General features: G+C 73.4%; 17 protein-coding genes. 10 read left to right on the plus strand and 7 right to left on the minus strand.

All coding sequences use genetic code 11. The features are described 5' to 3' along the window. Nucleotides 1–2,100: a carbohydrate-binding module family 20 domain-containing protein gene (locus tag EAD96_RS07540; RefSeq protein ID WP_121683720.1), complete on the plus strand. Its 2,100-nt coding sequence runs from the start codon at nucleotides 1–3 to the stop codon at nucleotides 2,098–2,100. Between the two features lie 48 nt (nucleotides 2,101–2,148). Here the strand turns inward: EAD96_RS07540 and EAD96_RS07545 are convergent, their stop codons facing one another. The 4 genes from EAD96_RS07545 to EAD96_RS07560 all read right to left on the minus strand — a co-directional run bounded on the left by EAD96_RS07545 (nucleotide 2,149) and on the right by EAD96_RS07560 (nucleotide 4,973). Then, nucleotides 2,149–3,345: an MFS transporter gene (locus EAD96_RS07545; protein WP_121683721.1), complete on the minus strand. Its 1,197-nt coding sequence runs from the start codon at nucleotides 3,343–3,345 to the stop codon at nucleotides 2,149–2,151. A gap of 76 nt (nucleotides 3,346–3,421) precedes the next feature. Next, the gene (locus EAD96_RS07550) at nucleotides 3,422–3,895 is read right to left on the minus strand and encodes a hypothetical protein (RefSeq protein WP_121683722.1); all 474 of its coding nucleotides are present in this window, start codon (nucleotides 3,893–3,895) and stop codon (nucleotides 3,422–3,424) included. A 35-nt stretch (nucleotides 3,896–3,930) separates the two neighbouring features. Next, nucleotides 3,931–4,119, minus strand: a complete 189-nt coding sequence (locus EAD96_RS07555) for a ribonuclease (RefSeq protein ID WP_120569477.1) — start codon at nucleotides 4,117–4,119, stop codon at nucleotides 3,931–3,933. Nucleotides 4,120–4,160: 41 nt separating this feature from the next. Beyond that, entirely contained in the window at nucleotides 4,161–4,973 is an 813-nt protein-coding gene (locus EAD96_RS07560; protein WP_233585515.1) for a hypothetical protein, read from the minus strand. 109 nt (nucleotides 4,974–5,082) lie between these two features. Here EAD96_RS07560 and EAD96_RS07565 point away from each other — a divergent pair, with 109 nt between their 5' ends. Both EAD96_RS07565 and EAD96_RS07570 read left to right on the plus strand, forming a co-directional pair. Further along, nucleotides 5,083–7,776 carry a cation-transporting P-type ATPase gene (locus tag EAD96_RS07565; protein ID WP_121683755.1) on the plus strand — a complete coding sequence of 898 codons (2,694 nt, stop codon included), beginning with the start codon at nucleotides 5,083–5,085 and terminating at the stop codon, nucleotides 7,774–7,776. Between the two features lie 21 nt (nucleotides 7,777–7,797). Continuing rightward, a complete protein-coding gene (locus EAD96_RS07570; protein ID WP_120573739.1) occupies nucleotides 7,798–8,679 on the plus strand; it encodes a universal stress protein in 882 nt (293 codons plus the stop codon). A gap of 13 nt (nucleotides 8,680–8,692) precedes the next feature. On the opposite strand, the gene EAD96_RS07575 is transcribed toward EAD96_RS07570, so the two are convergent. Both EAD96_RS07575 and EAD96_RS07580 read right to left on the minus strand, forming a co-directional pair. Continuing rightward, on the minus strand, nucleotides 8,693–8,992 hold the full coding sequence (locus tag EAD96_RS07575) for an STAS domain-containing protein (RefSeq protein WP_120569480.1): 300 nt from the start codon (nucleotides 8,990–8,992) through the stop codon (nucleotides 8,693–8,695). Further along, on the minus strand, nucleotides 8,989–13,134 hold the full coding sequence (locus tag EAD96_RS07580) for a SpoIIE family protein phosphatase (RefSeq protein ID WP_121683724.1): 4,146 nt from the start codon (nucleotides 13,132–13,134) through the stop codon (nucleotides 8,989–8,991). The genes EAD96_RS07575 and EAD96_RS07580 overlap by 4 nt, the downstream gene beginning before the upstream one ends. A gap of 299 nt (nucleotides 13,135–13,433) precedes the next feature. On the opposite strand from EAD96_RS07580, the gene rph reads away from it, so the two are divergent. The 7 genes from rph to mmsB all read left to right on the plus strand — a co-directional run bounded on the left by rph (nucleotide 13,434) and on the right by mmsB (nucleotide 23,328). Continuing rightward, on the plus strand, nucleotides 13,434–16,028 hold the full coding sequence (rph, locus tag EAD96_RS07585) for a rifamycin-inactivating phosphotransferase (protein WP_121683725.1): 2,595 nt from the start codon (nucleotides 13,434–13,436) through the stop codon (nucleotides 16,026–16,028). A gap of 48 nt (nucleotides 16,029–16,076) precedes the next feature. Then, nucleotides 16,077–16,445 (plus strand): MerR family transcriptional regulator, encoded by a 369-nt coding sequence (locus EAD96_RS07590; RefSeq protein WP_091417166.1) that lies wholly within the window; start codon nucleotides 16,077–16,079, stop codon nucleotides 16,443–16,445. 42 nt (nucleotides 16,446–16,487) lie between these two features. Beyond that, entirely contained in the window at nucleotides 16,488–17,582 is a 1,095-nt protein-coding gene (locus EAD96_RS07595; RefSeq protein ID WP_121683726.1) for a 12-oxophytodienoate reductase, read from the plus strand. 183 nt (nucleotides 17,583–17,765) lie between these two features. After that, the gene (locus EAD96_RS07600) at nucleotides 17,766–19,118 is read left to right on the plus strand and encodes an endo-1,4-beta-xylanase (protein ID WP_121683727.1); all 1,353 of its coding nucleotides are present in this window, start codon (nucleotides 17,766–17,768) and stop codon (nucleotides 19,116–19,118) included. 201 nt (nucleotides 19,119–19,319) lie between these two features. Continuing rightward, entirely contained in the window at nucleotides 19,320–20,459 is a 1,140-nt protein-coding gene (chvE, locus tag EAD96_RS07605) for a multiple monosaccharide ABC transporter substrate-binding protein (RefSeq protein WP_071094585.1), read from the plus strand. 83 nt (nucleotides 20,460–20,542) lie between these two features. Beyond that, complete coding sequence (gene mmsA / locus EAD96_RS07610; RefSeq protein WP_120569486.1) at nucleotides 20,543–22,081, plus strand: multiple monosaccharide ABC transporter ATP-binding protein; 1,539 nt, start codon at nucleotides 20,543–20,545, stop codon at nucleotides 22,079–22,081. After that, a complete protein-coding gene (gene mmsB, locus EAD96_RS07615) occupies nucleotides 22,078–23,328 on the plus strand; it encodes a multiple monosaccharide ABC transporter permease (protein WP_121683728.1) in 1,251 nt (416 codons plus the stop codon). Before mmsA ends, mmsB begins: the two co-directional genes overlap by 4 nt. A gap of 59 nt (nucleotides 23,329–23,387) precedes the next feature. Here mmsB and EAD96_RS07620 read toward each other — a convergent pair whose 3' ends face one another. Further along, nucleotides 23,388–25,043, minus strand: coding sequence for a glycoside hydrolase family 27 protein (locus EAD96_RS07620; RefSeq protein ID WP_121683729.1), 1,656 nt, complete (start codon nucleotides 25,041–25,043; stop codon nucleotides 23,388–23,390). Between the last annotated feature and the right edge of the window lie 166 nt (nucleotides 25,044–25,209).

A 25,209-nucleotide genomic window follows, 5' to 3' on the forward strand; every position in this document is an offset into this window, starting at 1 on the left:
GTGGCCGCCCCCGCCACCGCCGCCGTCGCGCTCAACGACAGCGAGGTGACCGCCAACCTCTGGGAATGGAACTGGACCTCGGTGGCCGCCGCCTGCACCGACCACCTCGGACCGGCCGGCTACGGCGCGGTGCAGGTGGCGCCGCCGCAGGAGTCGGTGAAACTGCCTGCCAGCGCCGACGGTGCGTACCCCTGGTACGAGGTGTACCAACCGGTCTCCTACAAGCTGGACAGCCGGTTCGGCAACCGCCAGCAGTTCGCCGCCATGGTCACCGCGTGCCACGACGCCGGGGTGCGCGTCTACGTCGACGCGGTGGTCAACCACATGGCCGGCACCAACAACCCGGCCGGTACGCGCGGCTACGCCGGCACCGAGTTCTCCGGCTACAGCTACCCGGCCGTGCCGTACGGCAACGGCGACTTCCACCGCCCCGGCGACAACTGCCCGACCGGTGGCACGATCAGCGACTGGAACAACGAGTCCCAGGTGACCAGCTGCGAGCTGCTGTCGCTGTCGGACCTCTACACCGAGAAGGAAGCGGTCCGGAACAAGATCGCGGCGTACCTCAACGATCTGATCGGGCTCGGCGTCGACGGCTTCCGGGTCGACGCGGTCAAGCACATCCGCAAGGACGACTTCGCGGCCGTCCTCGGCAAGCTGAACGACACCGTTGCCGAGGGCCGGCGGCCCTACGTCGCGCAGGAGATCTTCGACGGGGCGAGCAACCCGGCGTTGCAGGCCCGCGCGTACATCGGCAACGGCGACGTGCTCGACTTCGCGTACGCCAAGGGCATCCGCTCGGCGTTCCAGGGCTCGATCTCGGCGCTGGCGAACGTGCCGAACTGGAACCTCGACGCGCCCGGTGCCAACGTCTTCTCCATGGTCACCAACCACGACCTGGAGCGCGACGGCGTGGTGCTGTCGTACAAGAACGGCACCGACTACGTGCTGGCCAACTACTTCGCGCTGGCGTACCCGCACGGCAAACCGTCGGTCTACGACAGCTTCACCTGGTCCAACCGCAACCAGTCCCCGCCGCACGACGGCACCGGACGGGTCACCGACACGGTCTGCGGCGCCGCCTGGAACTGCCTGAGCCGGACCACGGGCGTCAAGGGCATGGTCGGCTGGGCCAACGCCGCCCGGCCGGTGAGGACCGTCTCGGACTTCACCACGGTGAACAGCAACGTGATCGGCTTCCACCGGGGCGACCGGGCATGGATCGGCATCAACGACTCCGGCTCCGCCACCACCGCCACCTTCGTCACCGGGCTCGCCGACGGCCGGTACTGCGACGTCATCTCCGGCGTCGCCACCGGCAGCGGCTGCACCGGCTCCACGGTGACCGTGTCCGGCGGCCGGGCCACAGTGACCGTCCCGGCCAACGACGCGGTCGCGATCCACGTGAACGCCCGGCCGGGCGCGAGCCCGTCCCCGACCGCCTCGCCGACCACGTCGCCGACGGCCTCGCCGACCGCGTCCCCCACGGTCAGCCCGGGTGACCGGATCGCCACCACGTTCACCGTCGCCGCGAACCTGGCCGCCGGGCAGGACGTCTACGTCGTCGGCAGCATCCCCGAGCTGGGCTCGTGGACGCCCGCGAACGGCGTCAAGCTCGCCGCGCAGGGCGGCGGCACCTACCGGGCCACCGTCAACCTGCCCCGGTCCACCGGCCTGGAGTTCAAGTTCGTCAAGCTGACCGCCGCCGGTGCCGTCACCTGGGAGTCCGGCGCGAACCGGACGTTCACCACTCCCGCGACCGGCACGTACACGGTGACCGAGACGTTCCGCGGCGACACCGTCAGTACGACTGTCGCCACCACGTTCTCCGTCACCGCGACCACCGTCTACGGGCAGAACGTGTTCGTCGTCGGCAACATACCGGCGCTCGGTGGCTGGAACCCGGCCGCCGCCGTCGCGCTCTCGTCCGCCGCCTACCCGGTCTGGCGGGCCACCGTCGACCTGCCCGCGAACACCGCCGTCGAGTACAAGTACGTCAAGAAGAACCCGGACGGCACGGTGATCTGGGAGTCCGGCGCGAACCGGACGCTCACCACGCCGGCCGGCGGCACCCGGGCCGTCAGCGACACCTGGCGCTGACGATCGTGCGGCCCGTCCCCCTCACCCCTGGGGACGGGCCGCATCCGGTCAGGTCCGGACCCGGGCCTCGGCCTCCGACGCGGTGATGACGCCTTCGCGGCCTCCGCCCCGGGCCGCCGTCAGCGCGGCGGCCAGGCACACCACGGCGGCGACCACCAGTGGGGGCCGCCCGCCGACGGCTACCGCCGCCGACCCGAGCGGGATGGCGAGCGTGATCGGACCGAACATCGCCGTGTTCGCGGTCCCGGCGACCCGCCCGAGCATCGCCGGTGGCGTGCACGTCTGCACGGCGGTGACCGCCGCGACGAGCGTCCACGGCAGACCCACACCGGCCACCACCGAGGCGGCCACGGTGCCCGGCCACCACGTCAGGCAGCGCCCCAGACAGCCGGCGGCGAACAGGACCGCACCCGCGACGCCGACCGCGATCTCGCCGTGGCGACGGGCGAGCCGGCCGACCACGAGCCCGGCGAGCAGCGACCCGGCGCCCTGCGCGCTGGCGAGCACACCGAGGAACGTCGAGGGCAGCGCCAGGTCCGTCACCACCACGTCGTACAGCGCCGCGGTGGTGAAGCCGGACATCGCGATGGACACCGCCGCGAGCGTCACGGGTACGCGTACCCCCCGCCGGGCCAGGAGCGCGGCGAGTCCGTCCCGCACTCCCGCCGGGCGCGCGGCCGGGGGAGCGGGGACGGTCCGGGTCAGGCGCAAGGCGCCGTACAGGGCGGCCGCGAGCACCGGTACGGCGGCGGCGAGCACCGCGACGACGTGCCCGCCCCGCCACGCGTACAGGCCCGCCCCGGCCAGCGGCGCCACCAGCTTCATGCCCTCCTGCGCGCTCGACCGCCAGCCGTTGACGTCGGCCAGCCGGGCCGGGGGGAGCGCGGCGGGCAGCAACGCGGTCTCGCCGGCGTCGACGAGCACGTACCCGACGCCGTAGGCGAGCGAGACGGCGTAGATCAGCCACGCCTGGCCGGGCCCTCGTACCGCCAGCAGGCTCAGCAACGCGGCGGCGAGCGCGAGGTCGACGCCGATCACCAGCCGGCGCCGGGGCACCCGGTCGAGCAGGCCGCCGAGCCACGGTCCGGCCAGCGTCGGCGCGTAGACGCAGAGACCGGCCAGCGCGGCGAGCCCGGTGGAGCCGGTGAGATCGAGGATCCAGATGCCGGAGACCAGGGCCATGGCGCTGCCGCCGAGGCCGGACAGCAGCGAGACGGCCACGAACAGGAACGCGTTGCGGCGCATGGGTCCCCCGAGAGTTGAGCCTGGAGGACTCATCCTCGGGAGTTGAGTCAGGGTGCGGCAATAGCTTCCGCGTGCGTCAATGTTCCGTTGACAAGACTGTCGTGATGCGGTGGGCGGCGTCGCGTACCGGCGCGGGCAGCCGGCGCCCGGCCCCGGCCAGATCGCCGGCGAGGTGCGTGGCCAGCGCGTACAGCGGCCCTGCCGGTGCGTCGAGCGCGAGCAGGCAGGTGCGGCGCGTCAACGCCGCGCGGGGGAAACGGCCGTCCCAGGAGCGGTCCGTCCCGATCCAGCGGTGCAGGTCGGCGACTGCGGCTCGGAGCGCCGGCACGTCGGGGGAGGCGGCCGGGTCGAGCGCGGCCAGGCGGCCCCGCCGGGCCGCCACGAGGCGTTGCCGGCGCTGCTCGGCGGCCTGCCGGCTGCCCAGGCCGAGCGCCCGCGCGATCTCGGCCCAGGTGGCGCCGTCGTGTCGGGCCCGGTCGATCAGGTCGAGTTCGCGGTCGTCCAGCCGGGCCCGGGCCGCGACGATCTCGGACAGGCGGGCCAGGCTCACCCGTCAACGCTACATTGACACCCCTGCGTCGGGCGTCAGTCCTCCGGGACGCCCGGGCCCACCTCGCCGCGCGCCAGGTGCTCGGCGTTGCGGTCGGCCTCGCTCTCCGCGTTCTCCGCCCCGGCACCCGGATCCCGGGTACGTCGCCCCTCGGCGTCCTGGAACACCTGCCCGCGCTCGAGCGCGCCCTCCTGCTGTCGCTGGAACTGCTGCGGATCAGTCATGACCGTCAGGTGCCCCGGCGGCCGCGCGGCAAACCGGTGCGTCAGCGCGGCGGCGCGACGTACAGGCCCGTCCGGCAGCCGGTCTCGCCCGGTTCCAGCCAGATCCGGTCGTACCCGGGGGATTCGATCTTCCCGGCCGGCGTGCGGACGAGCAGCAGGCAGTCCCGTTCGGCCGGTACGCCGACGGCGGCGACGAGCGCGCCCTCGTGCACCGTCGTGTCGACGGTGATCCAGTCCTGCGGGAAGGCCGCCCGCACGGCGCCCGCCAGCGTTTCCGGGGTGGCGGTGCGCAGCACGGCGGTCAGCCGCTGCCGCCCGTCCTCGGGCACCCTCGGCACCGGCGCGGCGGTGGGCGGCGGGGGAGCGGGGCCGCTCGGACAGTCGATCTCGTGGTACGTCGTGTAGCGGTAGAGCTCGAACTCGTACCGGTAGCAGCGGGCGGCCTCACCCGCGGTGTTGCTCGCGCCGCCGATCGACACCGGCGGCTGCTCCGGCACCGTCACCACGAACCGCACGTCGACTGTGGCCCGCTCGTCCCCGGCGGTGCGGCCGGACCAGGCCAGCGCCTCCCGCCGGACCGTCGCACCACCGCCAGACGCGGCGTCCCGCGGCTCCCGGACGATCTCGGCCGCCGCGATCGACCCGGCGTCGCGTACCCGGTTGCGGTGCCCCAGCTCCGTGTTGAGCTGCTTCGCCTCCACGGCCGCGGCGTCGCGCGCCAGCGTGTCGCCGCTCTCCTCCCCGATCCCCTTCCCGCATCCGGCCGACGCGACGAGGAGCACCGCGAGCGTCCACCGGATCCCCCGGTGACGGGACGGAGGTTTCGGCCCGGTGGCGCTGACTGTCCGGCTCACCGCGCCGACGGTACCGGCGAACCGGGCGCCGCGCCGCCCCGTACGCGAGGGCCGTTGGTCCCGGGTCCGACAGGCCCTCGGCCCTGCGACCCGGGCCCGCCCACGCGGCATGCTGGGGTTGCCCGGCGTGGGCGGCGACGACATGGAGGACGATGTGGTGATCAACGGCGGGCCCGCTACAGCGACGACGCCCACCGAGATCTCTCCGGCTCCCGCGACCGGGCTCGGCTCGGCCGAGGCGGCCGCCCGGCTGCGCGCCGAGGGGCCGAACACCGTGGCCGCGCCGCGCAAGCGCGGGTTGGCCGGCCGGGTGTTCCGCCAGCTCACCGACCCGCTGGTGGCGCTCCTGCTGGCCGCCGCCGTGGTGACCACGCTGCTGCGCGACTACCCGGACACCGCCGTGATCGTGCTGGTCGTCCTGATCAACACGGCGATCGGCGTGGTGCAGGAGGTACGCGCCGACCGGGCCGTCGCCGCCCTGGACCGGCTCGCCGCACCGACCGCGCGCGTGGTCCGCGACGGCCGTGACCTCGTGCTGCCCGCCGCCGACCTGGTCCGCGGCGACCTGGTCCGGCTGGAAGCCGGCGACGTGGTGCCCGCCGACCTGGACCTCACCGACGCGGTACGCCTCAGCCTGGACGAGTCGGCGCTGACCGGCGAGTCGGTGCCGGTGGCCCGGGTCGCGGGGGAGGAGGTCAGCGCGGGCACGGTGGTCACCACCGGCCGCGCCACCGGGACCGTGGTGCGCACCGGCGCGGCGAGCGCGCTGGGCCGGATCAGCGCCCTGGTCGCGGCGACCCGGCCGGCGCCCACCCCGCTGCAACGGCGCCTGTCCTCGCTCGGCCGGGTGCTCGGCCTGACCGCCGTGGTGCTCTCCGGGCTGGTCTTCGCCATCGGCGTGCTCGACGGGCGGCCGGTCACGCAGATGGCGGTCACCGCCGTCAGCCTCGTGGTGGCGGCCGTGCCGGAGTCGCTGCCCGCCGTCGTCACGCTCGCGCTCGCCCTCGGCGCGCGCCGGATGGCCGGCAGCCGGGCCATCCCCCGCCGGCTGCACGCCGTGGAGACCCTCGGCTCGGTCACCGTGATCGCCTCCGACAAGACCGGCACGCTCACCGAGGGCCGGATGGCGGTGCAGTACGCCGTCGTCCCCGGCGACGACCGCTACGCCGTCACCGGCACCGGCTACGCGCCCGACGGCGAGGTGCACCACCGGGGCGAACCGGTGAGCGCCCCGGACGAGCTGCGCGCCCTCGCCCGCGCCGGGCTGCTCTGCAACGACGCCACGGTGACGCCGCCGACCGACGAGCGGCCGGAGTGGACCGCGATCGGTGACCCGCTGGAGGCGGCGCTGGTCACGTTCGGCGCCCGCTGCGGGCTGGACCCGGACACCACCCGCGACGCCTGGCCCCGCGTGGCGGAGGCGCCGTTCGACCAGGACCTGCGCCGGATGACCACGGTGCACCGCCGCTGCGACGGGCGCTACCTGGTGGTCTGCAAGGGCGCGCCGGAGAACCTGCTGGCCGCGCCGCTGGTGGACGCCGACGCCGGGGAACTGGCCGAGCTGACCGACGCCGCGCACCGGCTCGCCACCGAAGGGCTGCGGGTGCTGGCGGTGGCCTCGGCGGTGGTCGACACCCCGCCGGACCCGGCCCGGCCGGCCGGCCTGCGCCCGCTGGGCCTGGTCGCGGTCGGCGACCCGCTGCGCGCGGCGGCACCCGGCATCGCCGCGGGCTTCGAGGAGGCCGGCATCCGGCTGGTCCTCATCACCGGCGACCACCCGGCGACCGCCGCCGCCATCGGCGGGCGGCTCGGGCTCTGGCGCGACGGCGACCCGCTGGCCAACGGCGACGACGGCGACCCCGGCCGCGCCCACCCCGAGACCCGGGTGTACGCGCGGACCCAGCCGGAACAGAAGCTCGACATCATCGCCGGCCTGCAGACCCGGGGGCACGTGGTGGCGATGACCGGCGACGGCGTCAACGACGCCCCGGCGCTGCGCCGCGCGGACATCGGCGTGGCCATGGGCGGCGGCACCGAGGTGGCCCGGCAGGCCTCCGACCTGGTGCTCGTCGACGACGACCTGACCACCGTGGCGACCGCCATCGGCGAGGGCCGCCGGATCTACGACAACATCCGCCGGTTCCTGCGGTACGCCCTCGCCGGTGGCGTCGCCGAGATCGCGGTGATGCTGCTCGGCCCGCTGTTCGGCCTGCCGGTGCCGCTGCTGCCGGCGCAGATCCTCTGGATCAACCTGCTCACCCACGGCGTACCCGGTGTGGCGCTCGGCGCGGAGCCGGCCGAGCCGGGCACGCTGCGCCGGCCGCCCCGCTCGCCGCAGGAGTCGGTGCTCGGCGGCGGCCTGGGCCGGGACGTGCTGGTCACCGGCGGGCTGATCGCCGCGGCGACGCTGGGCGCCGGGGTGTGGGCCGCGGCGGCCGACCGGCCGTGGCAGTCGGTGGTGTTCGTGGTGCTGGGCCTGGCCCAGCTCGGCGTGGCGCTGGCGGTCCGCGCGATCCGTACCCCGGGCTCCCGCGAGCGCAACCTCGCGCTGCCGGTGGCGGTCGCGATCTCCGCTTTGCTCCAGGTGGCGGGTGTGCTGCTGCCGCCGCTGCGCGAGCTGCTCGGCACGTCCCCGCTCAGCGCGCTCGACCTGCTCGCCTGCGCCGCGATCGGCGTGCTGCCCGGGCTGGTGCTGCGGCTGACCCGCCGCTTCCGCGGGAGCAACGCCCCGCGGGCCGGGACCAACGACCCCCACGCCGGGACCGCCGACCCTGCCGGGCCGGCCGCCGGACGGGCAGGCTGAGGACGAGTGAAGGAGGACGTCATGACGATCCACTCGCAGGCGCCCGTCGTGGTGGGCGTGGACGGCTCCGCCGCGTCGCTGGACGCGGTCCGGGTGGCCGCCCGCGAGGCCGCCGACCGGAACCGGCCGCTGCAGGTGGTGCACGCGTTCATCTGGCCGCTGACCCGCGCGCCGCTCACTCCGGCCCCGGGTGCGCCCGCCGGCGCCGGCCTGCGCAACCAGGCCGAACGGGTTGTCGCCGAGGCGGTCGCCGAGGTCGGCAAGGTCGCCCCGGAGGTGCCGGTCACCGGCGTGGTGGTCGACGGCGCGCCGGCGGCGGTGCTGGTCGCCGAGTCCCGCGAGGCGGCGCTGATCGTGCTCGGTCACCGCGGGCTGGGCGGGTTCGCCGGCCTGCTGATCGGCTCGGTCACGCTCCAGGTGTCGGCCCGCGCGCACTGCCCGGTGCTGGTGACACGCGGCGAGGCGCGCGCCGACGGCCCGGTCGTGGTCGGTGTGGACGGCTCCGAGCTGTCCACCGCGGCGGTCGGGTTCGCGTACCAGGAGGCCGCCCGCCGGGGCGCGTCGCTGATCGTGGTGCACGCCTGGCTGTACCCCACTCCGATCGGCCCCGGCGACATCCTTCCGCTGGTGTACGACCCCGAGGCCTTCGCCGAGGAGTCCCGGCGGGTCGTCGCCGAGTCGATCGCCGGATGGGCCGAGCGTTACCCGGACGTGCCGGTGCGGCAGCGGTCGATCCGCGGCGCCCCGGCCCGGGTGCTGGTGGAGGAGTCGAAGGACGCCCAGCTGGTGGTGGTCGGCGCGCACGGCCGTGGCGCCCTGGGCGGGCTGCTGCTCGGCTCGGTCAGCCACGCGGTGCTGCACCACGCCCACTCGCCGCTGGTGATCGTCCGCGACGGCGCCTGACGCCGCGACGGCGTCAGGCGCTGCGGACCGTGGTGAGGTCGGCCAGCCCGGAGATGGTCAGCAGCGGCTCCAGCAGCGGGCCGGCGATCAGCGTGATCCGGTCGGCGTGCGGGAACAACGCGGCCAGCCCGGCGCTGTCCAGGTACTCCACCTTGGTGAGGTCCACGACCAGAGGCTCACCATCGGGGCGTACCGCTTCGGCCAGCGCGTCGGCGAAGGTGGACGCGTTGCTCATGTCGATCTCGCCGACGGCGGCCAGCACGCGGGCGCCGTCGGGACTGTCGCTCGTCGTCAGGGTCAGAGACGTGCTCATGGCGTGATCCTCGCCTGCATGTCGACTGTGGTGCCGGTGGCCCCCCGGGTGACGCTGATGTCGTCCATCAGCGCGCGCATGAGCACGAGTCCCCGGCCGCGGTGCGGGTCGGGGGGCCGGTTCCGGTCTCGCCACCGGCCGCTGTCGGTGACGCTCAGGCGCAGGTTGCCGGCCGTGGCGGCGGCGCGCAGCCGGATCCGCCCGCCCGGATCGTCGCGGTGCCCGTGCTCGATCGCGTTGGCGCACGCCTCCCCGGCCGCCACCAGGATGTTGTAGGCGTGGGCCGGGGCCAGCCCGCAGCGGTCCAGCCATCCCCGCAGCACTGTGCGGACCTCGGCCAGCCGGGTCGACTCGGCCGGGAACTCCAGCTCCAGCGGCCCGGGGTGGCGGTAGAGCAGCAGCGCCACGTCGTCGTGGTAGCCGCCGTCCGGGGTGAGCCGTTCCATGATCTCGGTCGCCAGGATCTCGACCGGCGCGTGGTGTCCCTGCTGGATGGCGTCGGTGGCGCGGGCGATGCCGGCCGTGATCGGCTGGCGGCGGCGTTCCACCAGGCCGTCGGTGTAGAGCATCAGGGTGGCGCGTGGGGGCACCGTCGCCTCCGCCTCCGGGCGTTCCTGGCCCGGGCGTACGGCAAGTGGCCGGGACCGGCCGTGTTGCAGCAGCTCGGGAGTGCCGTCGGCGCGGACCACGATGGCCGGCGGGTGGCCGGCGCTGGAGTAGCGCATCAGGCCGGTGGCCGGGTCCAGCACGCCGCAGAAGACGGTGGCGCAGGAGGCGCCGGGCAGTAGCGCGGCGAACCGGTCCAGGGCCACGAGCGTGCGGGCCGGGCTCGGGTCCTGCAACAGCAGGGCGCGGCAGGCGCTGCGCAGCTGCCCCATCACCGTCGCGGCCTGGAGGCCGTGGCCCACGCAGTCGCCGACCACGATGCCGATGCGCCCGTCCGGCAGCTCGACGGTGTCGTACCAGTCGCCGCCGACCTTGAGCGGCATCGCGGCGGGGGAGTACCGGACCGCGAAGCCGGCGGGCAGCTGCGCCGGACCGAGGATGGCCCGTTGCAGGGCCAGCGCGGTCTCCCGCTGCTGGTCGATCTGGTGCACCCGGTGCAGCCCCTGGCCGATGTGGCCGGCCAGCAGCGCCAGCAGGGTCTGGTCCTGTTCGGTGAAGGGCCGCTTCTCGCCCAGGTCGATCCAGAGCGCCATGGTGCCGTACGGGTGCTCGACGGCGATCCCGGCGCCGTGCGTACGCGTCGCCACCGGCGTCAGCAGCGGGGTGTCCCGCAGCGCGAGCAACGCCTGCCGGCGCTCCTGCGGCAACGTGTCCCAGCGTGCCGCCGGGTCGGTGGCGGTCACCTCGGGGGCGGGCAGGTCGCCGAAGACGGCGGTGAGCACGCCGGCGGCCCGCCACAGCTTGCGCAGCTCGTCCAGCACCCCGAGCAGCGCGTCGGTGAGGTCGTCCGCCTGCGACAGCCGCATGCTGAGCCCGGCCAGGGCGGTCTCCCGCTGCACGGCGTAGTGCTCGGCGGTCACGTCGCGGAACGTGCCGACGATCATCCGGCGGCCGCTGTCCGGGTCGTCGACCTGGTTGAACGCGGCCGAGATCCAGATCCGGTGCCCGTCGCTGTGGGTGACCGGCACGGTGTACGTGCCCCGGGTCTGCCCCACGAGCGTCGAGAACGCGGCCGCCACCTGGCGGTGCGCCTCGGGCTCGGCCTCCCGGTCCGGCCACCAGGGGTGCACCGCCGGGTAGGGCAGCCCTTCGGTGCCGTAGCCGAGGATGCCGGTGAACGCCGCGTTGATCTCGACGACCGCGCCGTCCTCGTCGCAGACGAAGAACGCCTCCTGCAACGAGTCGACGAGTGCGGTACGCCAGCGGGCGTGGTGGTTGCGCAGCCGGGCCAGCTCCACGTTCGCGCGTACGCGGGCCAGCAGCTCGGCGGCCGGGAACGGCTTGACCAGGTAGTCGTCGGCGCCGGCCTCCAGCCCTTCGATCGAGGCCTCCTGACCGGCGCGGGCGGACAGCAGCAGCACCGGAGTGCCGGCCGTGCGCTGGTCGGCGCGCAGCGCGGCCACCAGTTGCAGGCCGTCGAGCCGGGGCATCATCACGTCGCTGACCACCAGGTCGGGGGTGTGCGCGCGGGCGGCGTCCAGCGCGGCCCGCCCGTCGGCGACCGCCTGCACCTCGTGCCCGGCCGAGCGCAGCAGCCGGGTGAGGTACTCCCGCATGTCGGCGTTGTCGTCGGCCACCAGGACGCGGGCCGGCGCCCCGCCGGGCAGCGGCTGCACCGGCCCGTCGGCCGGGGTGTCCTCGCCGACGGCGTCGCCCGGGTCGGCGGGCAGCCAGCGCAGCGCCTCCTGCACGAACGGCTCGGCCGACGCCGGCGTCCGGCCGCTGCCCGCCGGGGCGAGCGCGTCGGCGGGCAGGTGCGCGGTGCCGAACGGCAACCGGATCGTGAAGGTGGTGCCCCGGCCCACCGCGCTGTCCGCGTCGATGTCGCCGCCGTGCAGCATGACCAGCTCCTTGACCAGAGCGAGGCCGATCCCGCTGCCCTCGTCGGAACGGGAGCGGGCGTTCTCGATGCGGTGGAACCGCTCGAACAGGCGCGGCATCTCGTCGGCGGGGACGCCGATGCCGGTGTCGGAGATCCGCAGCACCGCCGAGTCGCCCTCGTCGCGCAGCTCCACCCGGATCGTGCCGTCGAAGGTGAACTTCAGCGCGTTGCTGAGCAGGTTGAGCACCACCTTCTCCCACATGCCGCGGTCCAGGTGCACCGGCTCGGACAGGGGCGGGCAGTCCACCTCGAAGGACAGGCCGGCCCGTTCGATCGCCGACCGGAAGACGCTCGCCAGGTCGGCGGTCACGGCGGCCAGGTCCACCGGCTCGTAGCGGGCCTGCATCCGCCCGGCCTCGATCCGGGAGAAGTCGAGCAGGCTGTTGACCAGCTTGCCCAGGCGCAGCCCGTTGCGGCGGATCACGTCCAGCTCGGCGCGGACCCGCTCGTCGGCACCCTGCAACCGGCCGCGCAGCTCGTCCAGCGGGCCCATGATCAGGGTGAGCGGGGTGCGGAACTCGTGGCTGATGTTGGAGAAGAACGCGGTCTTCGCGCGGTCCAGCTCGGCGAGCTCCTCGGCCCGCCGCTGCTGCGCCTGGTAGCTGCGGGCGCTGGCGATGCCGGTGGCGAGGTGCCCGGCGGTCAGCTCGACGAAGCCGCGGTACCCGTCGTCCAGCGCCCGGTAGCGGTTCAGCCCGGCGACCAGGAACCCGTACGGCGCCCCGCCCTGCTGCCGCAGCGGCACCAGGAGCGCCTCGGTCGGCGCGGCGGGCCAGACACCCGCCGGCAGGTCCGTGAAGGCGGGGCCGTCGAGCGCGACCCGCACCGGATCGCCCTCGGTCAGGGCGCCGGCCGGCCACGGGGCGGCCGGATCGCCGGGGGACAGCGTGGCCGGGGCCGCCGGGTGGTCCGCCGCCAGCCCGGTCGCCTCCACCAGCCGGGCGCCGTCGTCGTCGTACAGGTAGGTGAGGGTGAACGGCAGGTCCTGCGGGTTGCGCGCCAACTGGCGGCTGACGAACGCGAGCGTCTCCTGCTCGGTGCGGATGACGCTCGGGTCCGAGCCGAGGTCGCGCAGCGTGGCCATCCGCCGCTCACCGATGACCCGCTCGGTGTCCTCGCTGACCACGCAGAGCATCCCGACCAGGCTGCCGTCGTCGGCGCGCAACGGGCTGTAGGAGAACGTGTGGTACGTCTCCTCGCGGTAGCCGGCCCGCTCCAGGAACAGCAGCAGCCCCTCGTCCCAGGTCGCCTCGCCGGTGCGCAGGACGGTGTCGACGCGGGGGCCGATGTCGTCCCAGATCTCCGCCCACACCTCGTTCGCCGGACGCCCCAGCGCCCACGGGTACTTGCGGCCGAGCGTGTCCCGCCGGTAGGCGGCGTTGCAGAAGAAGGTGAGCTGCGGACCCCAGGCCATCCACATCGGGAACCGGGAGGACAGCAGGATCCGCACCGCGGTCCGCAGGCTCTGCGGCCAGGTGTCCGGCGGGCCCAGGGGGTGCGCCGACCAGTCGACCCGCGCCAGGTCCGGCCCGATCTCCCCGTCGACGGCGAAGACGTCGGCACGCGTACGCGGGTCGGTGTCAGCGCCGCTCATCGCACGAGTCTCCCCCACCCCACCCGATCCCGCTCGTCCGGGCCGCGTCGCACCGCGGCCCGCGGTCGCTTCTTGCCCCGTGGCGCCCCCCGGCACTCCACCCGGGGCGGGGAGATCTGACTCACGTGACGGCGGCGGGCCAGGGCAGGGGGACGTGACGACCGCAAAACGAAAGGCAAGGAGACAGGTCTCCTCGCCACTATCAACATATATCGCACCCCGGGTCTTGCCGCAAGGCCCCGGTCATGCCGCACAATCATCGGCCGATGCGGATTGAGCTGCGAAAACGGGGGCACGGCATGACCGGACGGTACGTGTGGGAACTGCACGAGGTCGACGAGACGCGGATCGGCGCGGTCGGCGGCAAGGGCGCGCATCTGGGGGCGCTGACGCGGATCGAGGGGGTGCGCGTACCTCCTGGTTTCTGCGTCACGACGGACGCCTTCCGGTTGGTGGCGCGGGCGCCGTCGCTGGCCGGCCCGCTGGACCGGCTCGCCGGCGCGGACGCGGACGACCCGGCGGCGATCCGGGCGGCCGCCGCCGAGGTCCGTCGCGCCGTCGAGCGGACCGCGCTGCCCGCCGACGTGGCGGCGGCGGTCACCGGCGCGCTGTCCCGGCTCGGTCCGGACGCGGCGTACGCGGTGCGGTCCAGCGCGACGGCGGAGGACCTGCCGACCGCCTCGTTCGCGGGCCAGCAGGACACCTACCTGAACGTGGTGGGCACGGCCGAGGTGCTGCGGCACGTCAGCCGCTGCTGGGCCTCGCTGTTCACCGACCGGGCGGTGACCTACCGGCGGCGCCACGGCATCGACGACCGGGCCGTGGACATGGCCGTGGTGGTGCAGCGGATGGTCTTCCCGGACGCGGCCGGGATCATGTTCACCGCCGACCCGGTCACCGGGAACCGGACGGTGGTGTCGGTGGAGGCCGGCTTCGGTCTCGGCGAGGCCCTGGTCTCCGGCCTGGTGAACCCGGACGTCTTCACGGTGCGCGACGGCGCGGTGGTGGGCCGGGCGATCGGCGCGAAGTCACGGGCGGTGCACGCGGCGCCCGGCGGCGGCACCCGGCTCACGCCCGTCGACCCGGCGCGGCAGGCGTCTGCCGCGCTGACCGACGCGCAGGCGGTACGCCTCGCCGCACTGGGCCGGCGGATCGAGGCACGCTTCGGCCGCCCGCAGGACATCGAGTGGGCCGTGACCGGGGACGACGTCCACATCCTCCAGAGCCGGCCGATCACCACGCTGTTCCCGGTGCCGGCGGCCGCCGCCGACGGGCGGTTCCACGTCTACCTGTCGGTCGGCCACCAGCAGATGATGACCGACGCCATGAAGCCGCTGGGCCTGTCGATGTGGCGGCTCACCGCCATGGCGCCGATGCACGAGGCGGGCGGCCGGCTGTTCGTCGACGCCACGCCGCACCTGTCCACCCCGGCGGGCCGTACCGCGTTCCTGGGCATGATCGGCCGGGCCGACCCGCTCACCCGGGACGCGCTGGAGACGGTCCTCGCCCGCGACGTGCTGCCGGTCGCGCCGGACCCGGCCCCGGCCGGCCCGCCCGCGGGCGGGCCGCCACAGCCGGTCGCCACCGACCCGGCGGTCGTCGCCACGCTCGTCGAGCGCAGCCAGGCGTCCGTCGCCGCCCTGCGCCGCGACATCAGCATCCGGTCCGGACCCGAGCTGTTCGACTTCCTGACCGAGGCGTTCGCCGAGCACAAGCGGGTGCTCACCGATCCGCTGAGCGGCCAGGCGATCATGGCGGGGATGCAGGCCACCTGGTGGCTCAACGACAAGCTGGGGGAGTGGCTCGGCGAGCGCGACGCGGCCGACACGCTCACGCTGTCCGCGCCCGGCAACGTCACCTCCGAGATGGGGCTCGCGCTGCTCGACGTGGCCGACGTGATCCGCGCGTACCCCGAGGTGGTGGCGTTCCTGCGGGAGGTCGCCGACGACGGGTTCCTGGACGACCTGCCGAAGCTGCCGGGCGGCCCGGAGGCGCGCGAGGCCATCGAGGGCTACCTCGACCGGTACGGCATGCGCTGCGTCGGCGAGATCGACATCACCCGGCCGCGGTGGAGCGAACGCCCGGCCACGCTCGTGCCGCTGATCCTGGACAACGTCCGCAACTTCGCCCCGGGCGCCGCCGCGCGCCGCTTCGCGCAGGGCCGGGAGCGGGCCGAGGCGAAGGCACGGGAGGTGCTCGACCGCCTGCGCGCGCTGCCCGACGGTGAGCGCAAGGCCGCCGAGACGCAGGCGATGATCGAGCGGGTACGGACGTTCGTCGGCTACCGGGAGTACCCGAAGTACGACATCGTGAGCCGCTACGCCGTCTACAAGCAGGCGCTCATGGCCGAGGCCGGCCGGCTCGCCCGCGCCGGTGTGCTCGCCGCCGCCGAGGACGTCTTCTACCTGACGTTCGACGAGTTCCGCGAGGTCGCGGCCACCGGCCGGGTCGACGCCGGGCTGATCCGCGGGCGCCGCGAGGAGTTCCGGGCGCACCAGGCGCTCACCCCGCCCCGGGTCCTCACCTCCGAGGGCGAGGCGATCAACGGCTCGTACCGGCGCGACGACGCTCCCGCCGGCGCCCTGGTCGGGCTGCCGGTCTCGGCCGGCGTCGTCGAGGGACGGGCGCGGGTCGTGACGGACCTGGCCGGCGCCGACCTGGAGCCGGGCGACATCCTCGTCACCGCGCACACCGACCCGAGCTGGACGCCGCTGTTCGTGGGCGCCGCGGGCCTGGTGACGGAGGTGGGCGGCCTGATGACGCACGGCGCGGTGATCGCCCGGGAGTACGGCCTGCCGGCCGTGGTGGCGGTGCCGGACGCGACCCGGCTGATCCGCGACGGCGGGCGGATCCGGGTGCACGGCAGCGACGGGTACGTGGAGCTGCTGTCCTGACCGGCGCGGCATGCTCGATGATGGAGATTCGGCCAGCGGGAGGGCACGATGCGGATCGGGGAGCTGTCGGCGCGCACCGGGGTCAGTGCCCGGTCCATCCGGTACTACGAGCAGCAGGGCCTGCTCGCCGCCATGCGTACCGCGAGCGGGCAGCGGGTCTTCGCCGAGTCGGCGGTGGACCGGGTCCGGCTCATCCAGCGGCTGTTCGACGCCGGGCTGAGCAGCCGCCGGATGGCCGAGCTGCTGCCCTGCGTGACCGATCCGGAGATCCGCACCTCGTGGCTCACCGACCGGCTGCGGGAGGAGCGGACCCGGATGACCGCGGAGATGGCACGGCTCGCGCACGCCGTCGCGGTGCTCGACGACGTGGTGTCCGACATGAGCGTGACCGAGGACACCCGGGATCCGGCCGCCTGAGCGCTTGCCCTTGACACCGGTGTCAACTCCTAGCGTCGGGTCATGAACGCGACCCTGGACACCGCATCGCCGGTGGCGCCGCTGCTGGCACCCGTCACCGTCGCCGGACTGCCGTTGCCGTCCCGCTTCGTGATGGCGCCGATGACCCGTAACCGCGCGCCGGGCGGCGTGCCGACGCCGGAGATGGCCGACTACTACCGGCGCCGCGCCGCGGCGGGCATCGGCCTCATCGTCACCGAGGGCGTGCTGGTCGACCATCCCAGCGCCGGGCACGAGGACACCGTGCCCCGGATGACCGCCGGCGCCGCGGAGGCCGGCTGGCGGGGGGTGGTCGAGGCGGTGCACGCCGCCGGCGGCCGGATCGCCGCGCAGCTGTGGCACCTGGGCAGCCTGCGCGAGCCGGTGGACGGCCGTCCGGCGTGGACCCCCTCGGGGGTACGCGAGCCGGGCCGCCCGGCGCCGCACGCGATGACCGCAGCGGACGCGGACGTGCTGCTGGCGGCGTACGCGGACGCGGCCCGGGTCGCCGTGCGGGCCGGGTTCGACGCGATCGAGATCCACGCCGCGCACGGTTACCTGCTGGACGAGTTCCTGTGGCCGTACACGAACCGCCGGACCGACGCGTTCGGCGGCTCACCGGCGCGGCGGGCGGCGTTCCCGGCGGCCGTGGTGCGTGCGGTACGCGCGCAGGTCCCGGCGGACCGCCCGGTGATCGTGCGGTTCTCCCAGTTCAAGGAGCGGGCGTTCGACGCGCGGATCGCCGAGAGCCCGGCCGAGCTGGCGCAGATCCTCACCGCGTTCGCCGAGGCCGGCGCGGACGTCCTGCACGCCTCGCAACGTCGCTTCTGGCAGCCCGTGTTCCCCGGCTCGGCGCTGAACCTGGCCGGGTGGGCGAAGCGTCTCACCGGTCTGCCGTCGATCACCGTGGGCTCGGTCGGGCTGCGGCGGGACTTCCTGCGCCCGGACGGCCCGGAGTCGGTGGCGGGCCTGACCGCGCGGCTGGCGGACGGGGAGTTCGACCTGGTGGCGCTCGGTCGCGCGCTGCTCGGCAACCCGGCGTGGGTGACGCACGCCGCCGCCGGACGGCTGGGCGAGATCGCCGACTACCGCAAGGCGCACGAGGACGTGTACCCCTAGGACCGGGGTGCCCGCAGGGGTTGACGCCGGGGGATGTTATCGCTCACAGTCGATGTCAGGGCACGAGCGCCGCAAGGCTCACCGGGCGAGCCGCGCTGGTCGTACCTCGACACCACCGCCACCGGACGCGGGGTCGAGGAGTCGCACCACCACCATCGCGCAACCCCCGGAAGAGGAATCCGCATGAGACGAAAGAGAGCCTTGCTGACCACCGGCATCCTGGCCGGCGCGCTCGCCGCCGGCATGGCGGTGGCCCTGGCACCGGCCGCGAGCGCCGGCACCACGCTGCGCGCGGCGGCGGCCGAGAAGGGCCGCTACTTCGGCGCCGCTGTCGCCACCGGCAAGCTGTCCGACAACACGTACGCCACGGTGCTGAACCGCGAGTTCAACTCCGTGGTGGCCGAGAACGAGATGAAGTGGGACGCCACCGAGCCGCAGCAGGGGCGGTTCAGCTACGGCGGTGGCGACCGGCTGGTCAGCCACGCCCGCGCGAACGGGATGTCGGTGCGCGGGCACGCGCTGCTCTGGCACCAGCAGCAGCCGTCGTGGGCGCAGGGCCTGTCCGGCAGCGCGCTGCGCAACGCCGCGATCAACCACGTAACCCAGGTCGCCACCCACTTCCGGGGGCAGATCTACGCCTGGGACGTGGTGAACGAGGCGTTCGCCGACGGCGGCAGCGGCGGGCGTCGCGACTCGAACCTGCAGCGCACCGGCAACGACTGGATCGAGGCCGCGTTCCGGGCGGCCCGCGCCGCGGACCCGGGCGCGAAGCTCTGCTACAACGACTACAACACCGACGGCATCAACGCGAAGTCGACGGGCATCTACAACATGGTGCGCGACTTCAAGTCGCGCGGCGTGCCGATCGACTGCGTCGGCTTCCAGTCGCACTTGGGCACCACGATTCCCGGTGACTACCAGGCCAACCTCCAGCGCTTCGCGGACCTGGGCGTGGAGGTGCAGATCACCGAGCTGGACGTGATGACCGGCGGGAACCAGGCGAACATCTACGCCGCCGTCACCCGCGCCTGCCTGGCGGTGTCGCGCTGCACCGGCATCACGGTGTGGGGCGTGCGGGACTGCGACTCGTGGCGCGGCTCGGACAACGCGCTGCTGTTCGACTGCTCGGGCAACAAGAAGGCGGCGTACAACGCCGTGCTGGACGCGCTCAACGCGGGCGGGAACAACCCGCCGCCGACCACGACCCCGCCGCCGAACAACCCGACCACGCCGCCGCCGGGTCAGGGCGGGTGTACGGCATCGGTGACGCTGAACTCCTGGACCGGTGGCTTCGTCGCCAACGTGAAGGTGACAGCCGGCTCGTCGGGCACCCGGGGATGGACTGTCACCATGACGCTGCCGGGCGGCGCGAGCATCACCAACACCTGGAGCGCCACCGCGAGCGGTAACAGCGGCACGGTGCGGTTCACCAACGTCGACTACAACGGCCAGCTGGGCGCCGGTCAGAGCACCGAGTTCGGGTTCCAGGGCAACGGCAGCGGATCGGGCATGACGCCCACCTGCTCCGCGAGCTGAGCCGGGCCACCGCGGGGGCGGCGCGCCGTCGCCCCCGCGGTGCCCCGCCACGCCGTCCCGTCCGACCTGGACTGCCGTCTCTGTTACGAGAAAGAGACATGCGCATTTCGCGCGATTGGTTGACGGGGCAACTTGTGAGCGTTAACACTCCCCGTGAGGGTTACCTGTGTCACAGGGACCGCCACGACAGGGAGGACGCTCGTGCGCAGACGACTTCTGGCCGCACTCAGCGGTGCCGCGCTCGCGATCAGCCTGGCCGCCTGCAGCGGCGAGGGCGCGGGAGGCGGCGGAGACACCAGCTCGGCCAAGCCCGGCGACCTGACGATCGGCGTCTCGATGCCGACGCAGACCTCGGAACGGTGGATCGCCGACGGCAACTCGGTGAAGGAGAAGCTCCAGGCGAAGGGCTACAAGGTCGACCTCCAGTACGCCGGGGACGACATCCCGACCCAGTCGCAGCAGATCGACCAGATGATCACCCAGGGCGCGGACGTGCTGGTCATCGCCCCGATCGACGGCACCGCGCTCAGCGGCCAGCTCCAGGCCGCCGCGGCGGCGAAGATCCCGGTCATCTCCTACGACCGGCTCATCCGCAACAGCCCGAACGTCAGCTTCTACGTCAGCTTCGACAACTACAAGGTCGGCGTGGCGCAGGCCAACGCGCTCCTGGTCGGGCTCGGCCTGCTCACCAAGGACGGCGCCAAGGGCACCGCGACCGGCCCGTTCAACGTGGAGCTGTTCGCCGGCTCGCTCGACGACAACAACGCCGGGTTCTTCTTCAACGGCGCGATGGACACGCTCAAGCCGTACTTCGACGCCGGGACGCTGAAGGTCAAGTCCGGGCAGACCAAGATCGAGCAGGCCGCCATCCTGCGCTGGCAGCAGGAGACCGCGCAGAAGCGGATGGAGGACCTGCTCACCTCCAGCTACAACGACGGCAGCAAGGTCGACGGCGTGCTCTCGCCGTTCGACGGCCTGTCCCGGGGCATCATCACCGCGCTGCAGAACGCCGGCTACCGCGGCGGCGCCAAGAAGATGCCGGTGGTGACCGGCCAGGACGCCGAGGTCGCCTCGGTCAAGCTCATCAACGACGGCGTGCAGAGCTCGACGGTGTTCAAGGACACCCGGCTGCTGGCCGAGCAGGCGGTCATCGCCGCCGAGGCGTTCCTGCGCAAGGAGGAGCCGAAGGCCAACGAGACCAAGGCGTACAACAACGGCGTCAAGGTCGTGCCGGCGTTCCTGCTGCCGGTGCAGACCGTCTACAAGGAGGACATCAAGTCCGTCCTGATCGACTCCGGCTACCTGACCGAGCAGGAGGTCGCCGCGGGCCGGGCCGGCTGACCCGCGGCGACGGGCCCGGCGGCCACCCGCGCCACCGGGCCCGTCCGCTCCGGACACCACGACCACGAGCAGGACGGATACCCATGAGCGATCACATCCTCGAGATGCGTGGCATCACGAAGACCTTCCCGGGCGTGACCGCGCTCCAGGACGTCTCGCTCGCCGTACGGCGCGGCGAGATCCACGCGATCTGCGGTGAGAACGGCGCCGGCAAGTCCACCCTGATGAAGGTGCTGTCCGGCGTCTACCCGGCGGGCAGCTACGACGGCCAGATCGTCTTCGACGGCGAGCCGGTCGGGTTCCGGGGCATCCAGGACAGCGAGGCCCGCGGCATCGTCATCATCCACCAGGAACTCGCCCTGGTGCCGTACCTGTCGATCGCCGAGAACATCTTCCTCGGCAACGAGCGCCGCGGCCGCGGCGGGCTCATCGACTGGCACCGGACCAACGCGGAGGCCGCGGCGCTGCTGCGGTCGGTCGGGCTGCACGAGAACCCGGTCACCCCGGTCATCCAGCTCGGCGTCGGCAAGCAGCAGCTCGTGGAGATCGCCAAGGCGCTGTCCAAGAAGGTGCGGCTGCTGATCCTCGACGAGCCGACCGCGGCCCTCAACGACATCGACTCGGCGCACCTGCTGGACCTGATGCGCCGGCTGCGCGACCAGGGCATCACCTGCATCATGATCTCGCACAAGCTCGGCGAGATCACCGCCGTCGCCGACTCGACAACTGTCATCCGCGACGGCCGTACCGTCGAGACGCTGGACATGTCCGACGGCGCCGTCACCCAGGACCGGATCATCCGCGGCATGGTCGGCCGCGACCTGGCCGCCTTCTACCCGACCCGCAGCGTGACGCCCGGCGACGAGGTGCTGCGCATCGAGGACTGGTCGGTGCGCCACCCGACGCAGGACCGCCTGGTCGTCGACCGGGCCTCGCTGCACGTACGGGCCGGGGAGGTCGTCGGCATCGCCGGCCTGATGGGCGCCGGGCGCACCGAGCTGGCGATGAGCGTGTTCGGCCGGGCGTACGGCCGCGACATCAGCGGCCGGCTCTTCGTCCGGGGCCGCGAGGTACGGGCGCGGACGGTGGCCGAGGCGATCGCGAACGGCATCGCGTACGCCACCGAGGACCGCAAGCACTACGGCCTCAACCTCATCGACGACGTGCGGGGAAACATCTCGGCCGCCGCGCTCGACAAGCTGGCCCGGCGCGGCTGGATCGACGGCAACCGTGAGATCCAGGTCGCCGAGCGGGGCCGGCGCGACATGAACATCAAGGCGCCGACGGTGATGTCCGTGGTGGGCAAGCTCTCCGGCGGCAACCAGCAGAAGGTCGTGCTGGCGAAGTGGCTGTTCACCGACCCGGACGTGCTGATCCTCGACGAGCCGACCCGGGGCATCGACGTGGGCGCGAAGTTCGAGATCTACACGATCGTCAACCGGCTGGTGGCCGACGGCAAGGCCGTCGTGCTCATCTCCTCCGAACTGCCCGAGCTGCTCGGCATGTGCGACCGCATCTACACCCTGGCGGCCGGCCGGGTCACCGGGGAGATGCCGGTGGCCGAGGCCACCCAGGAGAACCTGATGGAACTCATGACCAAGGACAGGGATCTCGTCCGATGACCAGCACGAAGCCTCCCCCCGCCTCGAAGATCGCCAGCCCGGACACCGGCGCGGCGGCGACCCTGCACACCGGCACCAGCGACCCGCGCGCGCTGATCCTGGGCAACCTGCGGCAGAGCGGCATCTACATCGCCCTGGTGGTGATCGTGGCGCTGTTCGCGGTCCTCACCGACGGCGTCTCGCTGAGCCCTGGCAACCTGACGAACATCGTCCTTCAGTACTCCTACATCCTGGTGCTCGCGATCGGCATGGTCATCGTGATCATCGGCGGGCACATCGACCTGTCCGTGGGATCGGTGGTGGCGCTCACCGGAGCGGTCTCGGCGGTTCTCGTCATCCGCGAGGGCATGCCCTGGTGGGCCGGCGTCCTGGCCGCGCTCGCGGTGGGCGTCGCGGTCGGCGCGTGGCACGGGCTCTGGGTCGCGTACGCCGGCATCCCGGCGTTCATCGTCACCCTGGCCGGCATGCTCCTGTTCCGTGGCCTGACGCTGCGCGTGCTGGACAACATCTCGCTGTCGCCGTTCCCGGAGGAGTACCAGCGGGTCGCCGCCGGATTCCTCAACGGACTGCTGGGCGGTCAGGGCTTCGACGCCTTCACGCTGTTCATCGGCGCGTTCGCCGTGGTCGGGTACGCGGTGAGCGTGTTCCGTACCCGCGTCGCCCGGGTGCGCCACGAGCAGCCGGTGGAGTCGTTCCCGCTGTTCGTCCTGCGGATCGTGGTGGTCGGCGCCGTGGTCATGTGGTTCGCCTGGCAGCTCGCCCACGCCCGTGGCCTGCCGATCGTGCTCATCGTGCTCGCAGTGCTGGTGCTGATCTACGGCCTGCTCACCCGCCGTACGGTGTTCGGCCGTCAGGTGTACGCGATCGGCGGCAACCTGCCCGCGGCGATGTTGTCCGGCGTACGGGTGAAGCGGGTCAACTTCTGGATCTTCGTGAACATGGGCTTCCTGTCCGCCGTGGCGGGCGTGATCTACTCGTCCCGGTCCAACGGGGCCCAGCCGGCGGCGGGCAACATGTTCGAGCTGGACGCGATCGCGGCGGCGTTCATCGGCGGCGCTGCCGTCACCGGCGGCGTCGGCACCGTGGTCGGCGCCATGGTGGGTGGCCTGATCATGGCGGTGATGAGCAACGGGATGCAGCTCATGGGCGTCGACCAGTCCGTCCAGTCGGTGGTCAAGGGCCTGGTGCTGCTCGTCGCGGTGGCGTTCGACATCTGGAACAAGCGCCGGGCCGCCGGCGCCCGGTGACGGCCGGCCGGACGCTCGCCCCTTCGTCCGGCCGACCGCCGTTCACCGGCCGCAGCCGCTCACACCCGGCTCCACCGTTGGTTGGTGTTGCCGTGGCAGGTCCAGACGATCACCCGCGTGCCGTTGGCGGTGCCCGCGTTGTCGACGTCGAGGCACAGGGCCGGGAAGCGCACGTTGCTCACCGTGCCGTTGCCGTTGATCGTCCACTGCTGGTTGGTGCCGCCGTTGCAGTCCCAGATCTGCACCCGGGTGCCGGCCGTCGCGTTCGTCGGCACGTCCAGGCACTTGCCCAGCACCTGCAACGCCTGCCCGTTGGCGGTGAACTGCTGGTTGGCGTTGTTGTGGCAGTCCCAGATCAGCGTCCCGGTGCCGTTCGCGGTGCCGGCGTTGTCGACGTCGAGGCACCGGCCGGACGACTCGCTGCGCAGCCGGAACGTGGTCGGGACCGGCGGCGGGGTGGTGGTGCCGCCGCCGCTGACCCGGTAGACCACCGTGCCGTGCGCCGGGACGCTGGCGGAGATCGCGCCGCTGCTGCTGGAGGTGGCGTCGGTCCAGGCGTCGCGCAACGTGAACGAGCTGCCGCTCTTGCCGACCGCCGCCGCCGTGGTGGAGACCGTGGTGGTCGAGCTGCCCTGGTTGAACAGGGCGACCGCCACGTCGCCGTTGGCCAGCGGCTTGGCCAGCACCCGCCGGGTGCCGTCGAAGGAGACCTGGACCGCCTGGCGGCCGAGCGTGTCCTGGTTGATCGCGACCAGGTTCGCGTTGCGCAGGATCGCCAGCGTCGCCGCGCTCGCCGAGCGTACGTCGTTGCCCATCATCAGCGGCGCCGCGAGCATCGACCAGAGCGCGAAGTGGCTGCGCATCTCGGTGTCGTTCATGCCACCGTTGCCGACCTCGAGCATGTCCGGGTCGTTGAACCCGCCGGGGGCGGCGTACCCGGCCAGCGGCACCGTGACGTCGACGATGTTCTGGATGCCCATCGGGTAGCCGTTGGTCTGGCCGGTGTTCCAGGCGTTGGTGATGTCCTCGGTGGTCCGCCAGAGGTTCGCCACGTCGCTCCAGTTGCGCTGTGGCCCGGTCTTGGCGTGGTAGCTGTTGGGGTTGATGCTGTAGACGATCGGCCGGCCGGTGGACGCCAGCGCGTCGCGCATGATGCCGAACCGCGCCACCTGGTCGTTGATCGTCCCGGTGCCGGAGCACCAGTCGTACTTGAGGTAGTCCACGCCCCAGGCGGCGAACTGCCGCGCGTCCTGGTACTCGTGGTTGAGGCTGCCGGTGGCGCCGGGGAACGCGCCGCCGACCTGGGCGCAGGTCTTGTCCAGCGGCACCTGGTAGATGCCGAACAGCAGGCCGCGGGCGTGCAGGTAGTCACCGAGCGACTTCATCCCGCTGGGGAACCGCTGCGGGTGCGCCTGGAGGTTGCCCTGCGCGTCCCGGTTCGGGTTGAACCAGCAGTCGTCCACGACGACGTACTTGTACCCGAGGTCACGCAGACCGTTGGCGACGATCGCGTCGGCGGTCTGGCGGATGAGCGTCTCGTTGATGTTGCAGCCGAAGGTGTTCCAGGTGTTCCACCCCATCGGCGGGGTCCGGGCGACGCCGTTGTCCAGCGCCCGGGCGGGGCGTGGGGCCACGGCCTGGTCGGTGACTGTGGCAGCGAGCGCCACCGCCGCGACACCCAGGACGGCGAGCGTCCGTCGGGTCCATTTGCGCACTGCGTCCTCCTCGGTGGCCGGGCGCCGTCCGTGCCGGCGCCCGGAGGGGAGCGGCCCGCCGGTCGCACGGCGTCGCCCGTGGTCCAGGGGACGGATGCGGCACGGCAGTTCCAGCGGCCGGTCGGTGCCGGCGGGCGCTCGTGGGTGGTGGGGTTCCGGCGGTCGA

This window comes from Micromonospora sp. BL1 (genome assembly GCF_003667485.1).
GTDB lineage: Bacteria > Actinomycetota > Actinomycetes > Mycobacteriales > Micromonosporaceae > Micromonospora > Micromonospora tulbaghiae.